32 protein-coding genes are annotated in these 24,682 nt (G+C 40.0%); 26 read left to right on the forward strand and 6 right to left on the reverse strand.

Annotation, left to right across the window (positions count from 1 at the left end; genetic code table 11):
• The first annotated feature begins 154 nt into the window (after positions 1–154).
• A complete protein-coding gene (locus tag MKY11_RS06695; RefSeq protein WP_172793301.1) occupies positions 155–331 on the forward strand; it encodes a hypothetical protein in 177 nt (58 codons plus the stop codon).
• Between the two features lie 67 nt (positions 332–398).
• Here MKY11_RS06695 and MKY11_RS06700 read toward each other — a convergent pair whose 3' ends face one another.
• The 3 genes from MKY11_RS06700 to MKY11_RS06710 all read right to left on the reverse strand — a co-directional run bounded on the left by MKY11_RS06700 (position 399) and on the right by MKY11_RS06710 (position 3,261).
• A complete protein-coding gene (locus MKY11_RS06700; protein WP_008348012.1) occupies positions 399–1,676 on the reverse strand; it encodes an MFS transporter in 1,278 nt (425 codons plus the stop codon).
• 73 nt (positions 1,677–1,749) lie between these two features.
• Positions 1,750–2,247, reverse strand: coding sequence for a L,D-transpeptidase family protein (locus MKY11_RS06705; protein ID WP_041507380.1), 498 nt, complete (start codon positions 2,245–2,247; stop codon positions 1,750–1,752).
• Positions 2,248–2,403: 156 nt separating this feature from the next.
• On the reverse strand, positions 2,404–3,261 hold the full coding sequence (locus tag MKY11_RS06710) for a metallophosphoesterase (protein WP_342501962.1): 858 nt from the start codon (positions 3,259–3,261) through the stop codon (positions 2,404–2,406).
• Positions 3,262–3,400: 139 nt separating this feature from the next.
• Between MKY11_RS06710 and fadH the strand changes: the two genes are divergently transcribed.
• From fadH to MKY11_RS06785, 15 genes are all read left to right on the forward strand, one after another.
• Entirely contained in the window at positions 3,401–4,165 is a 765-nt protein-coding gene (gene fadH, locus MKY11_RS06715) for a 2,4-dienoyl-CoA reductase (RefSeq protein ID WP_019743904.1), read from the forward strand.
• Positions 4,166–4,229: 64 nt separating this feature from the next.
• Positions 4,230–5,450: an EAL-associated domain-containing protein gene (locus tag MKY11_RS06720; RefSeq protein WP_039168704.1), complete on the forward strand. Its 1,221-nt coding sequence runs from the start codon at positions 4,230–4,232 to the stop codon at positions 5,448–5,450.
• Between the two features lie 261 nt (positions 5,451–5,711).
• The gene (locus tag MKY11_RS06725; protein ID WP_019743902.1) at positions 5,712–6,608 is read left to right on the forward strand and encodes a manganese catalase family protein; all 897 of its coding nucleotides are present in this window, start codon (positions 5,712–5,714) and stop codon (positions 6,606–6,608) included.
• Positions 6,609–6,792: 184 nt separating this feature from the next.
• A complete protein-coding gene (locus MKY11_RS06730) occupies positions 6,793–7,035 on the forward strand; it encodes a DUF1797 family protein (RefSeq protein WP_003212254.1) in 243 nt (80 codons plus the stop codon).
• A gap of 139 nt (positions 7,036–7,174) precedes the next feature.
• Positions 7,175–7,690 (forward strand): ribonuclease H-like YkuK family protein, encoded by a 516-nt coding sequence (locus MKY11_RS06735; protein ID WP_342501963.1) that lies wholly within the window; start codon positions 7,175–7,177, stop codon positions 7,688–7,690.
• Positions 7,691–7,839: 149 nt separating this feature from the next.
• Positions 7,840–8,031 carry an antirepressor AbbA gene (gene abbA / locus MKY11_RS06740; RefSeq protein ID WP_008347999.1) on the forward strand — a complete coding sequence of 64 codons (192 nt, stop codon included), beginning with the start codon at positions 7,840–7,842 and terminating at the stop codon, positions 8,029–8,031.
• Positions 8,032–8,178: 147 nt separating this feature from the next.
• Positions 8,179–8,622, forward strand: a complete 444-nt coding sequence (gene cbpB, locus MKY11_RS06745; protein WP_007498671.1) for a cyclic-di-AMP-binding protein CbpB — start codon at positions 8,179–8,181, stop codon at positions 8,620–8,622.
• Between the two features lie 96 nt (positions 8,623–8,718).
• Positions 8,719–9,600 (forward strand): LysR family transcriptional regulator, encoded by an 882-nt coding sequence (locus MKY11_RS06750; RefSeq protein WP_039168691.1) that lies wholly within the window; start codon positions 8,719–8,721, stop codon positions 9,598–9,600.
• A 102-nt stretch (positions 9,601–9,702) separates the two neighbouring features.
• Entirely contained in the window at positions 9,703–10,113 is a 411-nt protein-coding gene (locus tag MKY11_RS06755) for a DUF4275 family protein (RefSeq protein ID WP_342501964.1), read from the forward strand.
• A 189-nt stretch (positions 10,114–10,302) separates the two neighbouring features.
• Complete coding sequence (locus MKY11_RS06760; RefSeq protein WP_072367699.1) at positions 10,303–10,779, forward strand: flavodoxin; 477 nt, start codon at positions 10,303–10,305, stop codon at positions 10,777–10,779.
• Positions 10,769–11,662 (forward strand): hypothetical protein, encoded by an 894-nt coding sequence (locus MKY11_RS06765; RefSeq protein ID WP_045034210.1) that lies wholly within the window; start codon positions 10,769–10,771, stop codon positions 11,660–11,662. The genes MKY11_RS06760 and MKY11_RS06765 overlap by 11 nt, the downstream gene beginning before the upstream one ends.
• Positions 11,663–11,678: 16 nt before the next feature.
• A complete protein-coding gene (locus tag MKY11_RS06770) occupies positions 11,679–12,137 on the forward strand; it encodes a flavodoxin (RefSeq protein WP_008347989.1) in 459 nt (152 codons plus the stop codon).
• Between the two features lie 109 nt (positions 12,138–12,246).
• Positions 12,247–12,957 (forward strand): 2,3,4,5-tetrahydropyridine-2,6-dicarboxylate N-acetyltransferase, encoded by a 711-nt coding sequence (gene dapD, locus MKY11_RS06775; RefSeq protein ID WP_008347987.1) that lies wholly within the window; start codon positions 12,247–12,249, stop codon positions 12,955–12,957.
• A gap of 34 nt (positions 12,958–12,991) precedes the next feature.
• Positions 12,992–14,170, forward strand: a complete 1,179-nt coding sequence (locus MKY11_RS06780) for an N-acetyldiaminopimelate deacetylase (RefSeq protein WP_052141832.1) — start codon at positions 12,992–12,994, stop codon at positions 14,168–14,170.
• Between the two features lie 50 nt (positions 14,171–14,220).
• Complete coding sequence (locus MKY11_RS06785; protein WP_024424725.1) at positions 14,221–14,463, forward strand: YkuS family protein; 243 nt, start codon at positions 14,221–14,223, stop codon at positions 14,461–14,463.
• A gap of 24 nt (positions 14,464–14,487) precedes the next feature.
• On the opposite strand, the gene MKY11_RS06790 is transcribed toward MKY11_RS06785, so the two are convergent.
• On the reverse strand, positions 14,488–15,297 hold the full coding sequence (locus MKY11_RS06790) for a mechanosensitive ion channel family protein (RefSeq protein ID WP_024719563.1): 810 nt from the start codon (positions 15,295–15,297) through the stop codon (positions 14,488–14,490).
• Between the two features lie 271 nt (positions 15,298–15,568).
• On the opposite strand from MKY11_RS06790, the gene ahpA reads away from it, so the two are divergent.
• From ahpA to MKY11_RS06805, 3 genes are all read left to right on the forward strand, one after another.
• Positions 15,569–16,111, forward strand: a complete 543-nt coding sequence (gene ahpA, locus MKY11_RS06795) for a biofilm-specific peroxidase AhpA (protein ID WP_007498654.1) — start codon at positions 15,569–15,571, stop codon at positions 16,109–16,111.
• Positions 16,112–16,387: 276 nt separating this feature from the next.
• Positions 16,388–16,846 carry a TlpA disulfide reductase family protein gene (locus MKY11_RS06800; protein WP_008345174.1) on the forward strand — a complete coding sequence of 153 codons (459 nt, stop codon included), beginning with the start codon at positions 16,388–16,390 and terminating at the stop codon, positions 16,844–16,846.
• A gap of 481 nt (positions 16,847–17,327) precedes the next feature.
• Positions 17,328–17,909, forward strand: a complete 582-nt coding sequence (locus tag MKY11_RS06805) for a hypothetical protein (RefSeq protein WP_007498648.1) — start codon at positions 17,328–17,330, stop codon at positions 17,907–17,909.
• A gap of 62 nt (positions 17,910–17,971) precedes the next feature.
• Here MKY11_RS06805 and MKY11_RS06810 read toward each other — a convergent pair whose 3' ends face one another.
• Positions 17,972–18,889, reverse strand: coding sequence for a sigmaE regulated sporulation protein (locus MKY11_RS06810; RefSeq protein ID WP_096881347.1), 918 nt, complete (start codon positions 18,887–18,889; stop codon positions 17,972–17,974).
• A gap of 83 nt (positions 18,890–18,972) precedes the next feature.
• Here MKY11_RS06810 and MKY11_RS06815 point away from each other — a divergent pair, with 83 nt between their 5' ends.
• Genes MKY11_RS06815 through moaD form a run of 6 tightly spaced genes read left to right on the forward strand, consistent with a single transcriptional unit; the run spans position 18,973 to position 23,103 of the window.
• Positions 18,973–19,554: a molybdenum cofactor guanylyltransferase gene (locus MKY11_RS06815; RefSeq protein ID WP_019743805.1), complete on the forward strand. Its 582-nt coding sequence runs from the start codon at positions 18,973–18,975 to the stop codon at positions 19,552–19,554.
• A gap of 29 nt (positions 19,555–19,583) precedes the next feature.
• On the forward strand, positions 19,584–20,600 hold the full coding sequence (locus MKY11_RS06820; protein ID WP_342501965.1) for a thiazole biosynthesis adenylyltransferase ThiF: 1,017 nt from the start codon (positions 19,584–19,586) through the stop codon (positions 20,598–20,600).
• A gap of 9 nt (positions 20,601–20,609) precedes the next feature.
• Positions 20,610–21,884: a gephyrin-like molybdotransferase Glp gene (glp, locus tag MKY11_RS06825; protein ID WP_073414359.1), complete on the forward strand. Its 1,275-nt coding sequence runs from the start codon at positions 20,610–20,612 to the stop codon at positions 21,882–21,884.
• Positions 21,866–22,393 carry a molybdopterin-guanine dinucleotide biosynthesis protein B gene (gene mobB, locus MKY11_RS06830; protein WP_024719560.1) on the forward strand — a complete coding sequence of 176 codons (528 nt, stop codon included), beginning with the start codon at positions 21,866–21,868 and terminating at the stop codon, positions 22,391–22,393. The genes glp and mobB overlap by 19 nt, the downstream gene beginning before the upstream one ends.
• Complete coding sequence (locus tag MKY11_RS06835) at positions 22,386–22,877, forward strand: molybdenum cofactor biosynthesis protein MoaE (RefSeq protein ID WP_041092418.1); 492 nt, start codon at positions 22,386–22,388, stop codon at positions 22,875–22,877. The genes mobB and MKY11_RS06835 overlap by 8 nt, the downstream gene beginning before the upstream one ends.
• Positions 22,870–23,103: a molybdopterin converting factor subunit 1 gene (gene moaD, locus MKY11_RS06840; protein ID WP_008345159.1), complete on the forward strand. Its 234-nt coding sequence runs from the start codon at positions 22,870–22,872 to the stop codon at positions 23,101–23,103. The genes MKY11_RS06835 and moaD overlap by 8 nt, the downstream gene beginning before the upstream one ends.
• A gap of 47 nt (positions 23,104–23,150) precedes the next feature.
• Here the strand turns inward: moaD and MKY11_RS06845 are convergent, their stop codons facing one another.
• Positions 23,151–23,528, reverse strand: a complete 378-nt coding sequence (locus tag MKY11_RS06845; protein ID WP_073414361.1) for a hypothetical protein — start codon at positions 23,526–23,528, stop codon at positions 23,151–23,153.
• Between the two features lie 517 nt (positions 23,529–24,045).
• Here MKY11_RS06845 and MKY11_RS06850 point away from each other — a divergent pair.
• Positions 24,046–24,666, forward strand: coding sequence for a YIP1 family protein (locus MKY11_RS06850; RefSeq protein WP_024719557.1), 621 nt, complete (start codon positions 24,046–24,048; stop codon positions 24,664–24,666).
• Positions 24,667–24,682 lie beyond the last annotated feature (16 nt).

The following is a 24,682-nucleotide window of genomic DNA, read 5'->3' on the forward strand; positions in this document are numbered from 1 at the left end:
CCAACCTGACTATATTACTATAAAACTTCCAATATTGTAAAGAATTTTTATTAAAAATGTTGCATTTATACACATCCCTTTTATTTCATAAAAAGAAAAATTTGTTATAAGATAAGAAGAGCAAAGTCAATGAGAACAGAAAGGACGGTTTAGATTGAAAGATATTTTAACGCCTTTATTGGTCGCTTTTGTCGTTGGAGGCATTGTGTACATGGTAGATGATCAGCCGATTCATCCTTTTCTTCTTTTTCTCATCTTATTTATTAGCATTTATACAGTCGATAGAATCGTTCATTTTGCTTCAAATCATTTCGATGAGCAGAAAAAATAATCGTCGTTTATGTTGATACTTCCATGAAAAAAGGACTTTCTATAGAAGAAAGTCCTTTTTGCTTCATCTATTGTACTCCCTGACCTTTTAATTCACGCTGTACATCTAAGTCAGCAGCTTCTCTGCTGAACTTTGGCAGTGTAATGAAGTAAAAAAGAAAGACGAGTAAAATAATAATACCCATTCCGTAATAAATGTAAGAAACATTGGTGATGAGCTTTGGAAATAACACGGCAATTAAACCTAGCGTCATTGATTGTGCAAACATGGTGAGCGGATCAACCCACCCTGATACGCGTCCCATCAGACGAGGGTGAACAATTCTTGGGAGCCAGCCTCCAATGACAATGTTGACTGGACCAATACATGTACCAATGACAAATGATGTGACATAAAATAACCATAATGTATGGGTAGAACCAAGGACAAAAATTAAAATACCTGCAACTAGAATTGGAATCGACATGAGATATTGCATCTTTACCTTTTTCGCAAGAATAGAGCCAAGTAAGCTTCCAACTAGAAGTCCGGCACCGATCGCGATCGTAAAAAAGGATGTATGCAGTTCAAAATGGTCCGGTGAAAGACCGTATTTCATTGTAAACATCGGAAGAACGGCAAATGCGCCATTCACAAGACCAAAAACAAAAAAGCCAAAAATTAAAGAAGCCAATAATTTATTTTTTAAAATATAGAGAATGCCTTCTTTAAAATCTTTTAGAGACGTTTTAACGGTCATGCCTTTCCAGCCTGCTTGTCCATTAGGCTGTCGTGCTTCAATTGGAATATTGCATGATCGAATGAGAATACCGGAAATAATAAAACTGACCAAATCAATGGTAATGGCACCGTGAAGTCCAATCGTTTTATACATAATGGCACCAATTCCAACACCAAATACCATAAACAAACTAAACAGCATCTGATTTAAACCAGCAGCTTTTGCATATTGATCTTTATTTAAAATGGCCTGAACGAGAGAGGCTTCAGCTGGATAGAAGAACTTCGTAATGGCACTTCGTATAAACAAGATCAAGAAAATAAGCGGCAGTGAATTAAAATAAATGACGATAAATAAAACGATCGTCAGCCCAGCTCGTATCCAATCACAATTCTCTGCGACTTTTTTACGATCAAAACGGTCTGCGACCACACCGACCATAAAAAAGACAAAGATCGTAGGCAGTGAATACATTAACTCTGCTAAAGTGGCGTAAGCGGGCTGATGACTAAAATGGTCGAGCAAATAAAAGGCAAACGCCATATTGCCTACTGTTGTCCCCATTTGCGAGGCAAGTGCTGCAAAAAAGAGACGAACAAAATTTCTGTTTTTAAAAATATCCATAAATACGCTCCTTAACCTGAAGATCCCACTTTCTATCATATAAAATTTTAACCATTCGTACAATTAATTTCTCCTACTGGCTAATGGTCACAGGTGTTCCATTTGGAACAATTGAAGCAAGTTCGATGACATTCTGATTGTACATGCGAATGCACCCTCTAGACACAGCTTTACCAATTGAAGACGGGTTATTCGTTCCATGGATGCCGTAATGAATTTTTGAAAGGCTCAGCCAATAGGCGCCAAAGGGACCTCCTGGGTTTGGCTGTCTGTTGACAATATAATAAGAACCTGTCGGTGTCATGTTTAATATTCTGCCGGTTGCAATCGGGTATGAGCGCAAGAGCTGTGATCCAGAAAACAGCACGAGACGTTTCGCTGAAATTGACACAGATATGCGGTAAGGGATCGTGTTAGGATCCGGTAATCCAGGGATGATGATGACTTCATTTTGTTCTGGCTCGCGGGCTTGAAGTGACGGATTTGCAGCCTTTAAATCATCTGTCGTTGTTCGAAAATCAAGTGCTATAGAAGCAAGTGTTTCTCCACTTTTTACCGTGTATCGCAGCACGAAAGTACACTCCTTTTACTCAAATAAAAGAAGCCATGATCCCCGCCTCACATATACTATATGGACGGGATCAGGCCCAGTAAGGTTTCTCCTAACATTTGTCATGAGAATGATCTTTGTTTATACATATGCAGGAAAAGGTGATTTGGCTTCTCTTTACACGTGAGATGTTAAGGTGAAAAAAGTGATTTCAGGTTTGGCTAAAAACCGAAGCGGCAGTCTAGTTGTCCCAAGCCCTCGGTTGACATAGATACGGTGCTGGTAGCTACCGTATAAGCCTTCGACATATATACGCCCAAAAGGTGCTGTGAGAATCGGTCCATAGAAAGGAAGCTGTATTTGACCGCCATGCGTATGCCCAGAAAGCTGCAAGTTAATAGGTGTTGTTTCAAGTTCTAGTGCGGCATCAGGCTCGTGCACAAGCAATAACGTAAAGAGATCAGAAGAGACTTCTCGTTTGATGAAATGGTAATCAGGCATACTCATCATGAGATCATCCAGTGTAGCGATCTGTATGCGTCCGCCTTCTTTTTCTAAGTGAAACACTTCATTTTTACATAATGTAAAACCGCAAGCTTCCATCGTTTCCTCATATAGATCAATGCCAAATGGTCCGTAGTCATGATTTCCGCATATGGCAAACTTTCCAAACGGAGCATCAAGCTTAGACAAAGAGGCTTTGGCTTTTTCATGTTCTTCAATCGATGATTCAAAATCAACAAGATCACCTGTAAACACAATGAGATCGGGAGATGCAGCGTTGATCTTTTGGACAACAGTCTCTAAATCTTTTGCCGAAAATGTATCACTTAAATGAACATCACTAAATTGCGCAATTTTAAACTGGTCAAAAGAAGCCGGTAGCTGAGCATCATGAATGGTGAGTGATACGGCGTCGATCATGCGCGGCTCAATGTACCGAGCATAGCCATAACCGGATGTGGTCGCCAAAAGTCCGAGAATACTCGCACCAGCTGCTCCTTTTAAAAACTGCCTACGGGAAAGTTGCTTCATATAAGACTCCTTTAAAAATAAAATTAAGTATAGCATGATTTTTGATGAATCTCCCATATGGTGTATGGAGGGGAAATCATGATATGATAGATGGATAATGAATGAATAGTCATTCAAAACACACAAAGGGGGAGAACAAATGACGAAGCAAACAGTGATTGTCACAGGAGGATCAAGCGGAATGGGAAAGGCGATGGCGACTCATTTGGCACTCGGGGGCTGGAATGTTGTGATTACTGGAAGAACAGAAGAGACCCTTGAAACAACGGCAAATGAAATCAAACAGCAAGGTGGTTCGATCGCTTATTTTCAAATGGACGTGCGACATCCAGAAGATGCTGATCAAATGGTGAAGTTTGCGGTAGATACATTTGGTGATGTGGATGCACTTATTAATAACGCGGCAGGCAACTTTTTAGTTCCAGCAGAAAAACTGTCTCCTAACGGCTGGAAAGCGGTCATTGATATTGTGCTAAATGGCACCTTTTTTTGCAGCCATGCAGTGGGCAACTATTGGATTCGTCAAAAGAAAAGCGGAAGTATGATCAACATGGTCGCCACATATGCATGGGGGGCTGGTGTTGGTGTAGCGCATTCAGCAGCCGCAAAAGCAGGCGTACTATCACTTACCCGAACGCTTGCAGTCGAATGGGGAAAGCAATATCGGATTCGCGTAAATGCCATTGCGCCGGGGCCCATTGAAAGAACAGGTGGTGCAGATAAACTGTGGGAATCAGAAGAGGCTGCCCAAAGAACATTAGATAGTGTTCCGCTCGGTAGACTTGGCACACCAGAAGAAATTGCAGAACTTGCGAGTTTCTTATTATCTGAGCATGCATCTTATATTAATGGAGATTGTATCACGATGGATGGGGGGCAATGGCTCAACCAATCACCATTTTGAATGACCGTGTAAGACCTGCTTTTGATATGGTATAATCACACAAAGAGAGAAGCAGGTGATGAAAATGGTCGATCCATTGGATATTTTAACGAATATTGAAGATGTTTTCCCGCACTATCAAGCGATCTTCAGTGCGGAGGAACAAAAAGTGATAGGCTATGAGATTCTTGGAAGAATGAAGCTTGAGTCGGGAACAGTTAGTCTAGGCTCCTTCTTTACGGATTCATCTATTCCTGACGAATATAAATTGGAAGTAGATCACAAAGTATTAAGTCAAGCGCTTGATCTCTTCACAACCGCAGATGAAGATTTGCTCATCTTTATTAATCATGATGCGAATGTCCTCATGCTTGATCATGGCGAAAGTTTTTTAGAACTTTTAAAAGAATATGAAGCAAGGGGTATTCAGCTTAGCCGGTTTGTCATTGAAATTACTGAACATACGTTTAGCGGCGACATTGAACAGCTTTACCATACGTTAACGTATTATCGTACATATGGGATCAAAATCGCCGTATCTAATATAGGAAAAGAAAGCAGCAATCTTGACCGGATTGCTCTGCTTTCACCTGATCTATTAAAAATAGATCTACAGGCTTTAAGGGCTTCGTCTCCATCTCCTTCCTATGAATATGTGTTATACAGCATTTCACTTCTTGCAAGAAAAATAGGAGCGGCTTTAATCTATGAAGACATTGAAGCGAATTTTCAGCTGCAATATGCATGGAGAAATGGCGGAAGATATTTTCAAGGCTTCTACCTTCACGAGCCTGCCGCACAATTAATTGACCGTAACAAACGAAAAGAGCAGCTTAAAGAAGAATTTCAACAATTCATTGCCCATGAGAAAAAGAAACTCCAAGCTGTCTATGAACATTCTGAAACCTTTTATAAACGAATTCATCAAGCCGTCAGTACGTTAAAAAAATCATGCAGCACAAATGATGAACTTATACAAAAACTGGCACTTGAACTAACCGATTGCAGCTTTCGCATTTATATGTGTAATGAAGAAGGGTTTCAAATCACTGGAAATGTGTTTAAGAAAGAGAAAGAATGGCTGTTTCAGCCAGAGTATATAGAGAAAAACTGGAGCTGGCGCCCTTATTTTCTAGCAAATATTCTTCAAATGAGAATTAGCGGAAAAGGATTTTTCAGCGATATCTACAGTGATTTAGAAACTGGAGAACGAATACGTACGTTTTCTTATCCGTTAGAGGGAGACGTGTATTTGTTTGTAGATCTTCCGTATGCTTATCTATATGAGCAGGAAGGATTAATTTAAAAGCAGCCGTCAAGGCTGTTTTTTTTATTAGAAAAAAGATAGAAAAAATGGTTGACAATGAAACTGATAATCATTATCATTTAGTTATAGAGAGAAGCTACTCTCTGTTCCCCAACCCCTCTATCAGATCAAGATCCAAAAAACTTGGCGCTACCCCCGCCAAGTTTTTTTTGTGCGCCAATCACTCCCTTCATGCATAGGACATCCCAATTCATCCATACACCTTAAATGATGATAGTTAGACAGTAGGAGGGAAAAGTCATGATCAAACGTGACAAGCGGCTGCTGATTGATTTACCAATGCCAGATCACCCAGATGCAAATGGTGCAGCGGCTGTGCAAGAATTACTCGGCGGAAAATTTGGTGAAATGTCCACATTAAATAACTACATGTTTCAATCGTTTAACTTTAGAGGGAAACGAAAGCTCAAACCATTTTATGATCTTGTATCAAGTATTACAGCTGAAGAATTCGGTCATGTAGAGCTTGTGACAACTGCAGTCAATCTCATGATTACGGGAACCACCCATGGGGGCGATCCAGATACGACCCCGATGAAAGCGGCTGTTGATAAACGAAATACGCAGCATTTTATCCAAACGGCACAAACAGGCTATCCGTTTGACTCCATGGCAAAGCCGTGGACAGGTGAGAATGTGTTCTCAAGTGGTAATCTGATTCTGGATCTTCTTCATAACTTCTTCCTAGAGTGCGGAGCTCGTACGCATAAAATGCGCGTATATGAAATGACGGATCACCCTACGGCAAGAGAAATGATCGGTTATTTACTTGTCAGAGGCGGCGTTCATGTTGTGGCGTATGCAAAAGCCCTTGAGGTAGCGACAGGGGTAGATGTTGGGAAGATGCTGCCAATTCCAAATCTCGACAATAAATACTTTGACTCTGCAAGAAAGTTTGAAGATCAGAATATTCATACAAAACTGTATACATTTAGTGATACGGATTATAAGGATATCAATCAAATTTGGAAAGGAAACCATCCGATTGATGGAAAGCCGCTGACGGTTATTGAGGGCACGCCAAAAGGTGCACCCGTGCCAGATTATAGAGATTTGCCGGAAGAGTTTGCTCCAGGTATTTCGAAAGAAGATTTTGACGAAATTGCGAAACGCCTGATGAGATCGGCGGGTTTATAAAAAACAAGATGCATGAGAAAAGAAAAAAGACTCAAAATAAAAAAACAGATTCTTTTTCTTTTTTTGAATTCAAGAGGAAAAATATCATCTGAGAACACTTTATGGTATGATGCTTTGTAGGACTTGTGTATAATCAATACGGGTTCATCTTGAGTTGTTTTTTTGAAAGGAGTCTTTTTTTAGAATGTCACAATTAATGGGTATCATTACAAGGCTGCAAAGTCTTCAAGAGACAGCAGAAGCTGCAAACGAGCCGGCACAGCGTTATTTCGAAGTGAACGGTGAGAAAATCTGTAGTGTTAAGTATTTCGAAAAGAATCAAACGTTTGAATTGACTGTTTTTCAACAAGGGGATAAGCCAAACACTTTCCCATTTGACAACATTGATATGATTTCGATTGAGATTTTTGAGCTTCTACAATCCTAAGCTGAATCGTATGAAATGTTTTTTCTAAGAATTCCTTCGTTGATTGCGGAAGCATACACTTCATAAGTGATGAACAAATAGAAGATGATCATTCAGTGCAATATTCGGATAAGAGACCATTAAAAAGGAGTTCCTTTCTGTGAGTGATTCTTTTTTCTTTAATCTTTCTGAAGAGCATTTAGCGTTTTCTGATGTTGTCATGAGAATGAAAGACTTTATTCAAAAAGACCCGAGATCTGTTTATGTACTATCAATTGGTACGGACTCTCAGGTCAATCAGAATATCACAAGATTTATGACTGCAATTCATCTTCACCGGATCGGCAAAGGAGCTTGGGGCTGTCTCACGCAGCAAGTGTTGAATCGGCCTGTACAAAGTCTTAGAGAAAAAATTTCATTAGAGACAGCGTTTAGCCAAAAGGTATGTGCAGACATCCTTGAGGGACCTTTAACAGAACTGATGGATTTGCTTCTTCCGTTTGCTGAGGAAGGGGCAGACCTTCGTTTTGAAGTCCATCTAGATATTGGCAAAAAAGGAAGTACAAAAGAGCTGATCCAGGAAATGACCGGAATGATCACAGCCATGGGAATTGAAGCAAAAATAAAACCCGACTCATACGCAGCATTTTGCTACGCCAATCGATACACAAAATAAATTCCGTCATTTTTCTCCAAACGTTGTCGAAACGTGCGGTTGACGATTCGATTCTAGTTCCTTATTCTAGCTGTATAGAGAGGAAGCAGACATTCAAACGCCTGCTAATCAATATAAAAGCATATATGAAACAGGGGGCCTGATGTTGAATGAGCGTCATCGAAAATCGTTTTAATGAAGAAGAGAAAAAGCTATTATTAAACGTATTACTGAATCAGGAATATGCTGTCGAATTACTAAGCAGTGAGATCAATGATATAGAATGTGGAACAAAAAATGTCGACGACAATACGTATAAGAAATTGATCACATTGTATGACAGAGTAAGGTTTGAGAATTAATATCGATTGAACATTCTATTAGATACTCTACGCTGAGTATCTTTTTTATGCAGAAAAAAAATCTTTCGACAAAATTCGTTTTAGTTTATGCTTAATGTTAAAGGGGAATGTATGATTGATGATTGAGAGAAAAGGGGTCGAAGAAACATGATAGAGATAGAACCGGCTCAATTACTTGAGTCAACAGTAGCTGAGCATATGATTGATGCAGATAAAGTGGCACACGTTCAAATTGGAAATAATCTTGAGCACGCCCTATTGGTCCTGACAAAAACAGGATATACAGCGATACCTGTTCTGGATGCTTCTTATCACCTTCATGGGTTAATTGGAACAAATATGATCATGGATAAAATCTTTGGCTTAGAACGAATTGAATTTGAAAAGCTCGACCAATTGAAGGTAGAAGAGGTCATGCTATCAGATATTCCAAGACTGAAAACGACGGATCCTGTTTTAAAAGGCGTTCACGCTGTGACGAATAATGGATTTGTTTGTGTGGAAAATGAAGAGCAAGTATTCGAAGGAATTTTCACTCGGCGTGTTGTATTAAAGCGCTTAAATGAAGTCATTCATTCCGCAAAAAAATGAGCTGTAGCCCAGCTTATTTTTTTTGCCTTCATAAGCTATTATTTATATAATGACTATATAAAATAAGAAAAACTTATCAAGAGAAGGAGGGCGCCCATGCAGCTTCAAGAGTTACATATGCTTGTTGTACTTAGTGAGGAATTGAATATGAGAAAGGCTTCAGAGCGGCTCTTTGTCTCTCAGCCTGCCTTATCTCAAAGGCTGCAAACGATTGAAAAAGAGTGGGGAACCAAAATCTTTTTTCGTTCACAAAAAGGCTTGACAGTCACTTCAGCTGGCGAACAGATTATTCAATTCGCCAAAGAGGTCACGACTGAGCAGGATCGAGTGCGAGAGAGAATTGACGAGCTTGAAGGAGAAATTCACGGTACACTCAAGCTTGCAGTTGCGTCCATTATTGGTCAGCACTGGCTGCCAAAGGTGCTGAAGCGGTATGTCGAGAAATACCCAAATGCCAAAGTATCTCTTGTGACCGGCTGGAGCAGTGAGATGCTTAAAAGTCTGTATGAAGACCATGTCCACATTGGCATCATTCGCGGGAATCCTGATTGGAAGGGCACAAAGGAATACTTAATGACCGATCATTTATATTTAGTCGATTCTGTCATCAAGGACGTGGATGAGTTAATTGAGACAGAACGCCCGTTTATTCAATTTAAAAGTGATAGCACCTATTATCAAGAAATTCAGCACTGGTGGCATCAAAAGTTTAAAGTGTCGCCAAAACAGACGATTCTTGTGGACCAGATTGAAACATGTAAACAAATGGCCTATCACGGTATCGGCTACGCCATTTTGCCTTCGGTCACCTTATATGATCATGAGAAAAGCGTACACAAAACCCCGCTCGTAGACGCAAATGGAGAGCAAATCGGACGTGACACGTGGCTGTTAGGATATGAAGCCTCTTTTCAGTTAAAACAAGTTCAAGCATTTGTTGGTGTGGTGAAAGAAATGCTTGAAAGTGAGGCAGTGTAAGTACTTCTGGAAGAGGAGGTGCTTTTTAGGATAAGTGGTTTGATTAGGTTTTTAATAGATTTACCTGTTTCATACTGAAAAAGCAGAAAGCTGGAAGAAATGATGAGAAATCAACAAAAAAAGAAGATGGATATACCGAAGTGGGGAACTTATTTACGCGAGAGATGGCGTGGACGTTTTGCAAGTCATCTTTCTTTAGAAGAACAAAAAGAGATTGGGATGGATGGTTTCCTATGGCACTTATGCAGCTGGGGAAAAGTTGAATGCCTTGAAAAAGAGGCAGCGATAAACGCCTTTCATCAGCAATCAAAGCATACAACATGTACTATTTTTTATCAATTTGCTCAAGAAGCGTATCTGTTTGAAAACGCCGCTGACCTGTCAGTGAAGGAATTGCCATATACAGACGGACACATGGACTATAGCGATCTGTATGTCATGGATTGGGAAGAAAATTGGACATTTGTGATGACGCACGAAACCGATTGCGGTCCATATTTTATTCAGAAATAAAAAACGAGTGACATAGGGTCACGATCAATTAGAGCCGCCTTCCAATTGGAATGAGCGGTTTTTTGATGTACGTCATGTGTATTTTGAACAGCACCTTTTCATAAAACATTTGACAATGAAAATCATTATCATTTAAAGTGTACATATAATAATTGAAAATGATTATCATTTAGATGAGGTGACCAATAGATGAAAGCACTAATTGCATTTGCGAGTATGTCTGGCAATACGGAAGATATGGCAGCGATCTTAAAACAAACGCTTGAAGGAAAAGGGATAGAGACAGAGATGATGGAATTTGACGACACAAGTGCAGAAGATCTTTCTTCATACGATTATGTCATGATCGGCTCTTACACATGGGGGGACGGTGATCTCCCTTATGAAGCTGAAGATTTTTATGAAGAGGTCTCAGCACTTGAACTTAGTCACATCAAAGCGGCGGTATTTGGATCAGGCGATTACAGTTATCCGAAGTTTTGCGAGGCTGTTCATACCTTTCATGACATGCTGAAATCGACAGGTGCATCCGTATTTCCTGAAACATTGAAAATGGAACTTGCACCAGAAACAGATGAAGATGTGGCGTGCTGTGAGGAGTTTGCAACAAGCTTTTTAACGTGGGCATCATTGTCTGAGAAAAGAGTTGAAAATCATGTTTCATAAAGGTGCGACAGCTGTTGCTGCGTCTAAAAGTGGCGGCTACTTTGTTGCTGTCAAACGAGAAGGTATTTTTCATTACAGTGTGGAGGGCGGATGGCAGCAGCTTTTTAAGCTCAAGCATAAAATCCACGCTATCAGTTATATTGGTCCGTATTTGTTCGGAGTTGGTGAAAATGGAACTGTCATACGATCAGGAGATGAGGGCCACACATGGGCGCTATCATCTTTTCCAACAAATGCAGTTGTTTGGTCTATTACAGGACGCAAAGATGGGTTTGTATGCGCACATGGAAAGCATAGTATTTATGTGTCAACCGATTTCGGAATTTCCTGGGAAATTATGAAGCCGTTTGCTCATGTGAATCAGCCCCCTGTGATTCGTTCATTATGTGTAGCCGGTGATTATCTTTATATTGGAACGCAGATTCATGAGGTGCATGGAGGAATATGGGTGTATGACTTGCAAAGTGAACAGATTTTTCTCCTAAACAGAGAAGAGCACCGAATGACTGCTTCTATGCTGCTTTGCAGGGAACACCTCCTTGTCTGTGCGTTGGGCTCTAAAAAAGGGAAAAGAGGGTCTGTTCAAATTTTAGACTTACATACAAATATGCTGCATGATATTCAATCACAAGCTTTTGCGCGAGAGGAATCATTTTTGGATGTGTCAGAGGATAACGGCATTGTGTACGTGACCACCTCACAGGACGAGCATGGATTTTCTAAGGTGTATCAGCTTGATATAGAGCAAAAAGAGCTCAAGTGGTTTGATACGATCAAAGGGCACGGTTTTCGTGTCGCCAATCAAAAGGAGAATTTTTTCTGTGCGGGTTTATATGAAAGTAAGTTTGTCAGGCCTTATGAGGAACCTGCACTGATTCATTAATAAGGAGGAAGAAAAAGTGACGAAAAAAGTTTTATTGGTGTATGCCACAATGTCAGGAAATACAGAAGCAATGGCTGATTTAATCGAAAAAGGATTAAAGGAAGCTGGGGCTAGCGTGGACCGGCATGAAGCGATGGATATTGATGCTGAACTTCTTCATGATTACTCGCACATTCTGTTAGGTGCATATACTTGGGGAGATGGTGATCTTCCAGATGATTTTATTGATCTATATGAGGAAATGGAAGAGCTTGATTTGACGGGTAAAGCATTTGCTGTATTCGGTTCTGGAGATACATCTTATGAACATTTTTGTGGAGCTGTGGATTTAATTGAAGAAAAAGTGAAGGAGCTGGGCGGTGATATCGTCCTACCATCCATCAAAATTGAGCTGAATCCAGAAGGAAACGAGGAAGAGGAATTGATTTCTTTTGGTAGACAATTTGTTCATCTTCACCAGCAAGAAGCGGGATAAATAGGCCCGCTTGTTTTATTTGCCAAGGCGCAGACAATTCTTTCACTTGTCATTAAAACTCTCCTTTGGTACAGTAATGAAGTATAAATTAAGAGGAGGACATACATACATGAAACAAATGGACGCTAATGAAATTATTTCATTTATTCAAAATAGTACAAAATCAACACCTGTTAAAGTCTACATTAAAGGGGACTTAGAAGGTATTGAATTTGGTGAACATGCAAAAACATTTATCACAGGTAATACTGGTGTTGTCTTCGGTGAGTGGAGCGAAATTCAAGAAGCTCTAGCATCAAACAAAGACAAAATTGAAGATGTTGTCGTGGAAAATGACCGTCGTAACTCTGCGATTCCTATGTTGGATTTGAAAAACATCAAAGCACGTATTGAGCCAGGTGCAATCATTCGTGATCAAGTGGAAATTGGCGATAATGCAGTCATCATGATGGGTGCTTCTATTAATATCGGTTCAGTCATCGGTGAAGGTACGATGATTGATATGAACGTTGTTCTTGGCGGCCGTGCGACAGTAGGTAAGAACTGTCATATCGGTGCGGGATCTGTTCTTGCAGGTGTTATTGAGCCGCCTTCTGCTAAGCCAGTTGTAGTAGAAGATGATGTTGTCATCGGTGCAAACGCTGTTGTTTTAGAAGGTGTGACAATTGGGAAAGGTGCAGTTGTAGCAGCTGGAGCGATCGTTGTGAACGATGTCGAGCCTTACACGGTTGTAGCAGGTACACCTGCAAAGAAAATCAAAGACATTGATGAAAAAACAAAAGGTAAAACTGAAATCAAACAAGAACTGCGTCAGCTTTAATTGACACAATTCTCAGCTGAAGACATAGACGTGGATGATATATCCACGTCTTATTCGTATAGAGGAAAGGAAGCGAGTTCACTTGTTAAATCGTGAGCAATTAATATCCATTCGAAGAGATTTGCACCAAATTCCTGAGCTTGGTTTTAAGGAATTTAAAACACAAGCTTACCTCATCAAGCATCTCGAATCGTACCCAACAGATCGAATCGAGATGGAAACATGGCGGACTGGACTTTTTGTGAAAGTAAAAGGGACAAATCCTACGCGCGTCTTTGCGTATCGTGCAGATATGGACGGATTATCTATCCCTGAAGAAACGGGCTACCCATTTCAATCGGTACATGAGGGCAACATGCATGCATGTGGACATGATCTTCATATGACCATTGCTCTTGGTATCATTGATCATTTCGTGCATCAGCCAATCAAAGAAGATCTGCTATTTATTTTCCAACCGGCAGAAGAAGGGCCAGGCGGAGCTGAACCAATGCTTGCAAGTGATGTTCTAAAAAAGTGGACGCCAGACTTTATTACAGCGCTGCATATTGCACCTGAATATCCAGTCGGCACGATTGCAACAAAGCCGGGCCTATTATTTGCTAATACGAGTGAGCTTGTGATCGATCTTGAAGGAAAAGGCGGGCATGCCGCATACCCTCATTTAGCAAATGATATGGTAGTGGCTGCAAGTGCACTAGTAGGGCAGCTGCAATCGGTGATTTCACGTAATGTGGACCCTCTTGATAGTGCCGTCATTACAGTTGGCACGATTACAGGTGGCACTGCTCAAAATATCATTGCGCAGCATGCAAAGCTTGATGGAACCATTCGCACGCTCTCGCCAGAGTCTATGGAAAAGGTGAGAAAACGAATTGAAGCACTCGCAAAGGGAATTGAAATTGGTTACGAATGCAAGGCGACAGTTCGATACCCTTCAGCTTATTACGAAGTGGACAATTCAAAGGATTTGACAGAGGAATTTATGTCATATGTAGCCGAAGAAGGGCTTGCGAATGTCATTGAATGCAGAGAAGCGATGACAGGAGAAGATTTCGGCTACATGCTAAAAAAATACCCTGGGTTCATGTTTTGGTTAGGGGTAGATTCAGAATATGGTCTGCACCATGCCAAGCTGACTCCTGACGAAAATGCGATTGAAACAGCTGTGAACGTCATGACGGCTTATTTTAAAAAGCAAGCAGGTGAATGAATAATCAAATGGTCTCCTGTACACCTTATGAACAGGAGGTGTTCTTGATTATGACAAGAATTGGTGTAGAACAATCTTTATCCGATGTAGAAGAGCTTTTGAAGCAAAAAGGGTATGATGTCGTACGTATTCAAAATGAACAGCAAATGGATCAGTGTGACTGTTATGTGGTTACAGGGTTAGATTCAAATGTTCTTGGCATTTCAGACACAACGACAAAGGCATCTGTCATTACAGCGTCAGGTATGACGGCTGATGAAATTTGTCAAGAAGTAGAACAGCGTGTTCAATAAAACTAACAAAAAAGAACCAGGATATTATGAACCTGGTTCTTTTTGCTCTTTGGCTAGATCAAGTGCTTCTTTCATTTTTTTGCGCAGAATTCGTTCGACACGCCACTGCTCCATCGTTTCAGTTTTTGCAATGATACGAAGGACGAGGGATGAGGAGCCAAATGATTCCACTCCAACGACTTGAGGACCTTCGATGATTTGCGGCATGCTCTCACGAACTTCATCACAGGCTGCTTGCAAAGTCGTGATCATCTGATCCACATTTTCATCTGGGGATAATTCGATATCAACGAGTGCCTGCATCGTCCCTCGTGAATGATTGCTTACATTAAGTATACTTCGGTTCGGAATGAAATGAAGAGTGCCGTCAAAGCTTCTAAGCTGTGTTGTTCTCAGTCCAATTTGTTCAACGATCCCATCGAAACCAGCAACCGTTATATACTCGCCGACATCAAATTGTTTTTCCAGCAGTATGAAGAAGCCTGTCACAATATCACTCACTAATCCCTGAGCGCCAAATCCAATGGCAAGTCCTACAACACCTGCACCAGCCAGCAAGGCGGTTGGGTTATAATGAAATAAGTCGAGGATCATCACAACTAGAATAAAAATCAGCAAGTAGGCGAAAATATTTAAGGTAAGACTTTGCAGCGTCTGAGCTCGTGATAAAGAGACATCATGCTTTTCAGAGAATGCTGAATAGGCACGCTTAATCATCTTATTTCCAATCGCTCTAATGATAAAATAAATCACAAAAATAGCGATTAGTTTTAACAAAATTATACTGCTGTTCATGATGATGGAAACCCAATCTACTTGTTCAAGTGCTTTCATGATCTTCAAAACCTTTCTATGTATGTGCGAAATGAGAAGCTAATCATTTGTTCCCTTATGCAAGTCATGTTAAACTTTTAATAGTTGGAGCGAGAGATTGTGACAAATCGTTAATTAAATTTATTATTAATTAATATTGACTAAAAATCGCTTAAGTATTATAATTATATTTGTGAAGTTATTAACTAAATGAGAATTTAACCTATTGATTCTCATTTTATATACAGCTAAGAAGTCTGTATAAAGATATTATTTTTGGAGGGATTTACATATGGCAGAGCGTTTTGTAGGAAAACAAGCTCCACGTTTTGAAATGGAAGCAGTACTTGCTAATAAGGAATTTGGTAAAGTGAGTTTAGAGGAAAACATCAAGAATGACAAATGGACAGTTCTTTTCTTCTATCCAATGGATTTCACTTTTGTTTGTCCAACTGAAATTACAGCAATGAGCGATCGTTATGATGAGTTTGAAGATTTAGATGCAGAAATCATCGGTGTATCTACTGATACAATCCATACGCATCTTGCTTGGATCAACACAGATCGTAAAGACAATGGTCTTGGAGAATTAAAATACCCACTAGCTGCTGACACAAACCACACAGTATCTAGAGAATACGGTGTTTTAATTGAAGAAGAAGGAATTGCACTTCGTGGTCTATTCATCATTAACCCAGAAGGCGAACTTCAATATCAAACAGTATTCCACAACAATATCGGTCGTGATGTAGATGAGACACTACGTGTTCTTCAAGCATTACAAACTGGTGGACTTTGCCCAGCGAACTGGAAGCCTGGTCAAAAAACACTTTAATTGATAGTTGAAGAAACAGTCTAACTGATGTTAGACCTTCAGATTGTTGACAAAGGGCTAAAATGTTGTTTATTTTAGTCCTTTGTCTTCTTTTCAGCGTGATAGAAAACCTTTGCAGCCCTAGGAAGGACGAGTACTGGCGCGAAGCGAATGTGACATTCGTGAGCACCAGCACGCAGGACTGACAAAGAATGCGAGGGTTTGTCTACATGCTGGGGTCTAACTGATGTTAGACCTTTTTGTTTCGAGACATACAATGGATGGAGGCGCTTCAAAATGAAATTACGTCAACCAATGCCAGAACTAACTGGTGCAAAAGAATGGTTAAATGGAGAAGTAACAAGAGAAGAATTAATTGGTGATAAACCAACATTGATCCACTTCTGGTCAGTTAGCTGTCACCTTTGTAAAGAGGCGATGCCGCAAGTGAACCAATTCCGTGATGAATACAAGGATCAACTAAACGTGATCGCAGTTCATATGCCACGTTCAGAGGATGACCTAGATCTAGAAAAAATCAAAGAGGTTGCAAATGAGCATGAAATCACACAGCCAATCTTTGTAGACAGCGACCATAAATTAACAGAAGCATTTGAGAACGAATATGTACCAGCTTACTATGTATTCGATAAAACAGGTGCTTTACGCCACTTCCAAGCTGGCGGAAGCGGTATGAAAATGCTTGAAAAACGTGTCAATCGAGTTCTTTCTGAGTCTGAAAAGGCTGCAGAATAGGCTTTTCCCCCATGAATGGGGGTTTTTTCATGGGGAAAAATAGGAGACATATTGCACTGGATGAATATGATTGTAGGTGGAATGCCTAAGAAAAGAGAAAATGAGGGATTTCATTAAAAAAATTTCCTGAAACAAAAAGGTATTATGGCCTATTTACATTTTTAATTTGAAATGAAAATGTAAAGATTTTAACTTTTTACTATTCAGAACGTTTTTGCACAAAAGAAATTTCAGTTTGGTAAATAACTATATAAATCAAGTAGTATAAGCATTTATTCAAAATTTTTACAATATTTTAAAGGAGGTCAAAAGCCTATAGTGGCAATGAAATGGGTGCCGATTTTTCTTCTTTGGCAAAATTTTAGTTGGAAATACCTATCTGATAGCAAACTGTAAAATGATAAAAAAATAGTTGATAAAATTAGTTTTCTAATCTAATATTTACTATAGAATATTTTTTATATGATGAGGGGGAAATCCATTGTTTAACGAGAGGGAAGCGTTACGTTTACGATTGGAACAATTAAATGAAGCAGAAGTAAAGGTCATCCGTGAATATCAAATTGAACGAGATGCGATTTACGCAAAACTAAGAGAATTAGACCGTCAAGGTACAGGTCTCGTCACAGATACAAAAAAAGAAGTGCGTACAGAGAGAAAAACGGATTCATTGCCTGTATTAGCTGAGCTGGCTGCACAAGAAATGAGAAGCTACAATCAGCCTGCGCAAACGCAGTCAAACGTTACATCATCTTTAGGAACAGGTCAGCTAAATGGTGCACCTGTAGGTATTCCTGAAGGATCTACAAGACGCAGAAGAGGCACAGCTAGACCTGGATCAAAGGCAGCTAAGCTTCGTGAAGCTGCAATTAAAACATTAAAGCGTCATAATGCGGCGATTAAAAGCTCTGAACTTCAAAAAGAGATTGAAAAAGAGAGCGGTCTTGAAATTCCAAATATGACAACGTTTATGCAAAGCTTAATTAAAATGTACCCAGAAGTGAAGAAACCTTATCGCGGACAGTATATTTTAGAAGGCGACATTCAAACAGAAGACGAATAAATAAAAAAGAAACTGCTGGGCGTAAATGCCAGCAGTTTTTTCTTGCGTACGTGATGAACTGATCACTTTTTTTGATCAACTGTATAGACAATTTTTCGTTCTTTGGGCATGTTGTCGCGCTGTTTTTTAAATCCATCGATCTTCACTGTCATGACCTCTCCACTCCGCTGCACCGCATCAACTTTTGCCTGGAGCGTTTCTACTTGTTCGTTTAGTTTCTTCAAAATCGGTCCTATTTCTTCGGTTGTTTGCAAAATAGGGTCTTGTGAGAACGGCTCGGCATTTGTTTGGGCTGACTGGTCGATATCAGCAAAATGAGAAGCGATCCATTCCTCGCTTTCGGCTAACTGTTTTTGGTAGCTCGTGAGCGTTTCATAAAAAATGGCTTCTTTTGCTTTTTCGATTTGCAGTAATTTTTCTTGTGTTTCATAAAAACGCTCCTGTAGATGCCGCACGCCTTCTTGTAATAAATGAAGCTCTGCGTTTTTATCGCCTAGAGTTTGTTGCAGTTTTTCAATCACAGCGGATAAAATGTTTCCTTTTTTCTCCTCTTTTGCAAGCTGTTTATCTTGGTCTAGTAATCGCTCCTGTAGTTGCTGAGACATTTCCTTATATTTTACAACCTTCAAATGCAATCGGTGCTTTTCCTCTGTTTCTTTTCGTCTATGATAGGTTTCCTTTTGCAGCATTTCATGAAGAAGGACGATTTTATGTAATAATTCCGATTTGCTATAAGAGAGATCCTGTATTTTAGATGATGCTTCGTCTTGGTCAATGGTCATTTCATCCAATTGTTGTTTTAATTGAGTGAAATCCTTTTTCATCTCATGATATTCTTGAGATAGCTTCTTGTTTTTAGCATACGTATATGTGGACTGTAAATCTGAAATCATCTGTTGATATTTGGCCGTTTCAGCTTTTAAAAATAGATTTTCTTGAGACAGATCATGGAATAGGGGAGAAGCATGGCGCCGGTTCATAGGTAGACCCTCCTTATTCATGTTATCAATAAAGTATGCGAAATGAGTGCGATTAGAACAACCATATCAAAGGGGATGAGATGATGAGAATAGTGAATGTGATACTAGCCGGAGGTGCTTCTAGGCGTTTTGGAGAGCCAAAGGCAAGTCATGTCTATCAGGGGAAACCACTATATGAACATGTGAAAGAGCAACTTTTGAAAGGGGAAACCATCATCATCAGTCACCCGAAGCTTCTGCCCTTTTTCAAAGCAAGAGGGGAACAAGCTGTTTGGTTAGATGATGAACAGGTGCGTGGGTATGGCCCGCTTGCAGGCATATATACCGCTATGCAAAAGCAAGAAGCAGAGTGGTATTTAGTGACGGCATGTGATATGCCATTCATACGAAAAGAGACAGCCGTCGCTTTATCTTCTTATTGCCATGAGCATGTAGATGCTGTGGTCCCGATGGTGCAGGAAAGATTACAGCCGTTATTTGCGCTTTATCACCGCCGCAGTCTTCCGTTTATTTCTGCGTGCTTAAAAGAGAATCAATTAGCTATCAAAGACTTATTACAAAAACTTCACGTCCAGGTTGTTCCAGCCGACGAACTGAACGTGGCACCAAATGAATTTCACAATATCAATAAAAGAAGCGATTTACCTGAAAACGGTATGATATGATACATAAAAACGAGGAGGAGAGAACAATATTGAACGAGCGATATTCAAGGCAAATCTTGTTCCCTCCGGTAGGGGAAAAAGGGCAGTCTGCGCTTGCCGAAAGTCATGTCCTTATTATTGGAGCTGGTGCACTTGGAACAGCGTCTGCTGAAGGGCTTGTCCGTTCAGGAATTGGTACTTTGACGATTGTAGATCGTGATTATGTCGAATTCTCAAATTTACAGCGGCAGCAGCTGTACACTGAACACGATGCAAAGATGCATGTGCCAAAAGCGGCAGCGGCTAAAAAACGTCTCCAAGAGATCAACCATGAAGTGACCATACACGCTCTTATTGAAGATGCAGGAGTAGAGCTGTTAAGACCTTTATTCCGAAAAGCAAATATCGTCATTGACGCGACTGATAATTTTGAGACAAGAATGGTGATGAATGATTTATCCTTAGAAACAAATACGCCCTGGATTTACGGTGCCTGTGTGAGCAGTCAGGGAATGTATATGACCATTTTGCCGGGCAAAACACCTTGCTTATCATGTGTGTTTACCTCAATGCCTGTTGGGGGTTTGACATGTGATACAGCTGGTATTATTTCTCCTGCTGTCCAAATGGTGTCGGCTTATCAGCAAACAGAGGCATTAAAATATTTAACAGGGCATGAAGAGCAAATGGAGCGAAAGTTTGTCACGTTTGATTTGTGGCAGTCGTCTTCGTTTAAAATGGATGTATCTCGTACGAAGCAGGAGAGCTGTCCTTCTTGCGGCTCAAATAGAACGTATCCATATTTACAGGAACAGCGCAAAAAAACAGCGGTTCTTTGCGGACGTGACACCGTTCAAATCATATCGAAGGATTTAGAAAACCTTTCATTTCAGCATGTAAAAGAGCGTCTGTCCTCTATTTGTGAGGTGGAAGTGAACGATTTTTTAATTCATATACGCTATGAAAGACACCGTATCGTTTGTTTTAAAGGAGGACGTGTATTAATCCATGGGACAAATGATGAAAAAGTAGCCAATTCATTACTAGCAAGACTGCTAGGCATATAGGAGTGAGAAGTGATGGAAAGACGACAGCCAATTCCAGTAGAAGAGGCAGTAAAGAAAGTCCACCAATTTCAAAAACATGGACAAGTCGAATGGGTTCCTTTAAAGAACAGCCTTGGAAGATGGCTTGCAGAGGATATTTTAGCAGATCACGATGTTCCTGCCTTTGATCGTTCTCCGTATGATGGTTTTGCACTTCGAGCAGAAGATACAAAGGATGCATCGAGCGAGCATCCGGTTGAATTTGAGGTCATTGATCATATAGGGGCAGGTATTGTTTCTGCAAAAACGATCGGTCCTTTTCAAGCGATTCGCATCATGACAGGAGCGAAGATTCCAAAAGGAGCAAATGTTGTGATCATGCTTGAATTGACGAAAACGTTTGAAAAAGACGGTAAATCAATGATGTCACTTAAAAGACCTCTGAAAAAGGGAGACAATATTTCTCGGCAAGGAGAAGAGACCCTCAAAGGGAACGTCATGATCAAAAAAGGCTCAAAAGTAACCCCAGGCGTGACGGCGATATTGGCAACGTTCGGGTATGCGGTTGTGCCAGTCGTCAAAAAACCGGTGATCGGTATCATCTCAACAGGTACCGAGCTCCTACAAGTAAGTGATGCCATGGTGGACGGTAAAATTAGAAATAGTAACCTAAGTATGGTGTACGCTCAGGTTATTGAAGCTGGAGGAGAACCGCTTGATTTAGGCGGTGTATCCGATGATTTTGATCAAAGCTATGAAGCAGTAAAAGCAGCCTTAAGCAAAGTTGATATGCTCATCACAACAGGTGGTGTATCGGTAGGTGATTTTGACTTTTTACCTGCTATTTATGAAAAACTTGGTGCAGATGTGTTGTTTAATAAAGTCGCCATGAGACCTGGAAGTGTGACGACCGTTGCTGCGTTGCCAAATGGTCAATTGCTTTATGGGCTGTCAGGAAATCCGGCTGCCTGTTTTGTTGGCTTTGAACTATTTGTCAAACCGATCATTTATAAATGGTGTTTGAAAGAAAATCCATTTCCTGTTTTTGCTGAGGCGAAGCTGACACATGATTTTCCAAAAGCCAATCCGTTCACACGATTTGTTAGAGCATCACTTGATTTCGCTGGCAGCCAGCTGAGTGTGACGCCAACAGGTCTTGATAAATCTAGTGCGGTGACATCTATTGCTCATGCTGATTGTTTCATTGTATTGCCCGGAGGAACAAGAGGGTTTAGTGCAGGTGACCAGGTCAGCGTTCTGCTATTTCACCACGAAGGCGGTGCTCCATGTTGGATGACAAATTAAACATTCTACAAGTCGTGGGCTATCAAAATAGTGGTAAAACGACGCTGATCGAAAAATTATGTCAGCTGGCGGATGAAGAAGAAATGCAGCTAGGCTGCTTCAAACATCACGGACATGGCGGAAAGCCAGACCGTCTGTTCAAACAAAAAGATACGGATCGATATGTTCAAGCGGGTGCATTTGCCGCAGGTGTGGAGGGAGAAGGTGAATGTCACTTTTTCATACGGCACATGACATTCGCGCAACTACTCAACATGTGTCAGCATCTTCCTTTAGATGCCGTCTTGATCGAAGGATACAAACAGGCGCCTTACCGCAAAATCCTGTGTGTCAAAGACGAACAGGAACTCATTGATCTTTCAACACTTTCTCATATACAAGCAGCCATTTATTTCAATAAAGAAATACAATTCACTGAGAAATACCCGTTTCCTGTGTTTTCAGCATTTGATAAGCGCGGGATCACATTTGCTTTTAATTTATTGAAGGGGGAAGCCTCGTATGAATGAACTTTTTAACATCACAAAAGAGCCAATTGATGTGAATGAATTGATTCAGCATGTCACAAGACGCAAAGCGGGAGCCATTACGACATTCATAGGCACGGTAAGAGAATGGACAAATGGCAAAAAAACGCTGCGTTTAACATATGAAGCATACATACCAATGGCGGAAAATATGTTGAGTCAAATTGGACAAGAAATTAAAAAACGCTGGCCCGATACAGAAGCTGCTATTGTGCATCGTATTGGCACTCTTGAGATATGTGACATTGCAGTGGCAATAGCTGTTTCATCACCTCATCGGAAAGCTGCATATGAAGCCAATGAATATGCGATTGAACGAATAAAGGAAATCGTTCCTATTTGGAAAAAGGAATACTGGGAAGATGGAGAGGCTTGGATAGGTGATCAGCTTGAAACCGTTTCATACCCGGAAGGAAAACCTAGTACTCTCCAACTTAACGAGAAAGAAGGGAAGCGGCATGATTAGCGTATTATTGTTCGCCGGCCTTGCTGAGAAGGCCGGTAAACAACAAATCATCATTCAAAAAGATCAAACAACGGTTGATGAGATTAAAATAGAATTACAGGAGGTATATGGTGTTGATACTGCACAAAACGTGATGGTTGCAGTCAACGAAATATATACGAGGGGAAATGCTGAAGTGCGTAGCGGGGACACTGTTGCACTCATTCCTCCTGTAAGTGGTGGATAATAGATATTAGAGGACTTGGTTATGGCCGGCGGCTGTAACCAATTTTTTTATGTGTGAAAAGATTTTAGAGGTACTTGGGTATGATCTTCGTAAATAAAACATCCCCGGCGTGCTTTAGAAATGTGAGGATCGAGCTGTTGAATGAGATCATACAATTCGCTGATTCGTCTCACATTGAAATCTGTTCGTGCTTGAAGCTGTTCTTTTAATTCTTTTGTGCTCACAATGCTTCCCTTTTTTTCTTTAATAATATCTACACACCTTGCTGCGTAGTATATTTTGTCATTAGAAGGTCTGCTCTCTTTCATATCAAGTAATTTAAGCTCATGATAAATCAGTTCTCTTTCCTTTCGAAAGTATTGCCATGCTTCTTGTTCCTTTTCATAAAGTAAAATCAATTGCAGTTTCAATTTTTCTCTTAACATTCACTTGACTCCATTTCCACTATCATTTAACCTACCTCTATTTTACATTATATGAAAAAATAACATTTGATCAAGTAAAATCCTTTTATTTTTATTTTTTTAATATGAAAGTATTGTTACTAAAGGCTCATCTGTTCTATAAAAGGCGCTAAACATAGTCCTATAAAGCCGGGATTCATTGAAATTACTAGGAATATTTTAACAAAAAAATGTTGTGTCTAACTGAGACCATCTGAATCCAAAGGAAAAGGATATTTATTCCGAAAGACATGTTGTTTACTTCATAAAATGTTTTTCAGTCAGTAAAATCAGGATTTTTTCATATGAATATGGTCGGTCCAAGTATCATTTGAAGGATGTCGTTCATGAAAATAGAATAATAGTTTCAATCCTATCACTATGAAAATAAGAAAATCAAATGATCTATCACTTATTGGCAATCTTTTGATAAAATAGAAACAACAAGAGTATGAAAAAACGTTTCCATACTTACAGCACATGGAGAGGATGACATTTGATGAAAGAAACAACGCAAAAACCCACAATTATAGGCGTAAGCACAAGACCATCAGAGCATTTAAAAAGAGTGTGGGAGCAGCCATTCGTTTGGTGGCCTTTATCATGTGTGCTTGTATTAACAGTTGTTGTCACTTATTTGTCTCAGCTAGTGAATGAAGGAATGTGGGCAGATTTAATTTTACCAATCCCTTTCGTTTATGTGATCACGCTCATTGGTTTGGTCATTGGGATTGTCATTAATACTGCCGTATACAAGTTCATCGTCTTTTTAGCAAAAGGTGATGCAACGTTTCAGCAGCTATTTTCAGGTGTGCTTTATATCACACCTATTACGATCATTGGTACGATCATTTCTCATTTAGCGATCATCATGTTTCATGTGCCAAAAGATATCACTATTACCTCATTAAACGCATTCATTCGAATGTCTGGTTCATGGCATGCTGTGTTAGGAAATATTGACCTTTTTGTGATCTGGAATCTTGTTTTAACAGGCTTTTTATTGATCAAGGTCGGCCGCATTTCGCCAAGAATATCTTGGATTATTGTGAGTGTCTTTTATGTATTATCTTTAATTTTTCAATATGTAGGAACTACGATCACCATCAACATGCAGTAAGCTGGAGGTAGAATGT

Source organism: Bacillus sp. FSL W7-1085 (assembly GCF_038595035.1).
GTDB classification, from domain to species: Bacteria; Bacillota; Bacilli; order Bacillales; family Bacillaceae; genus Bacillus; species Bacillus altitudinis.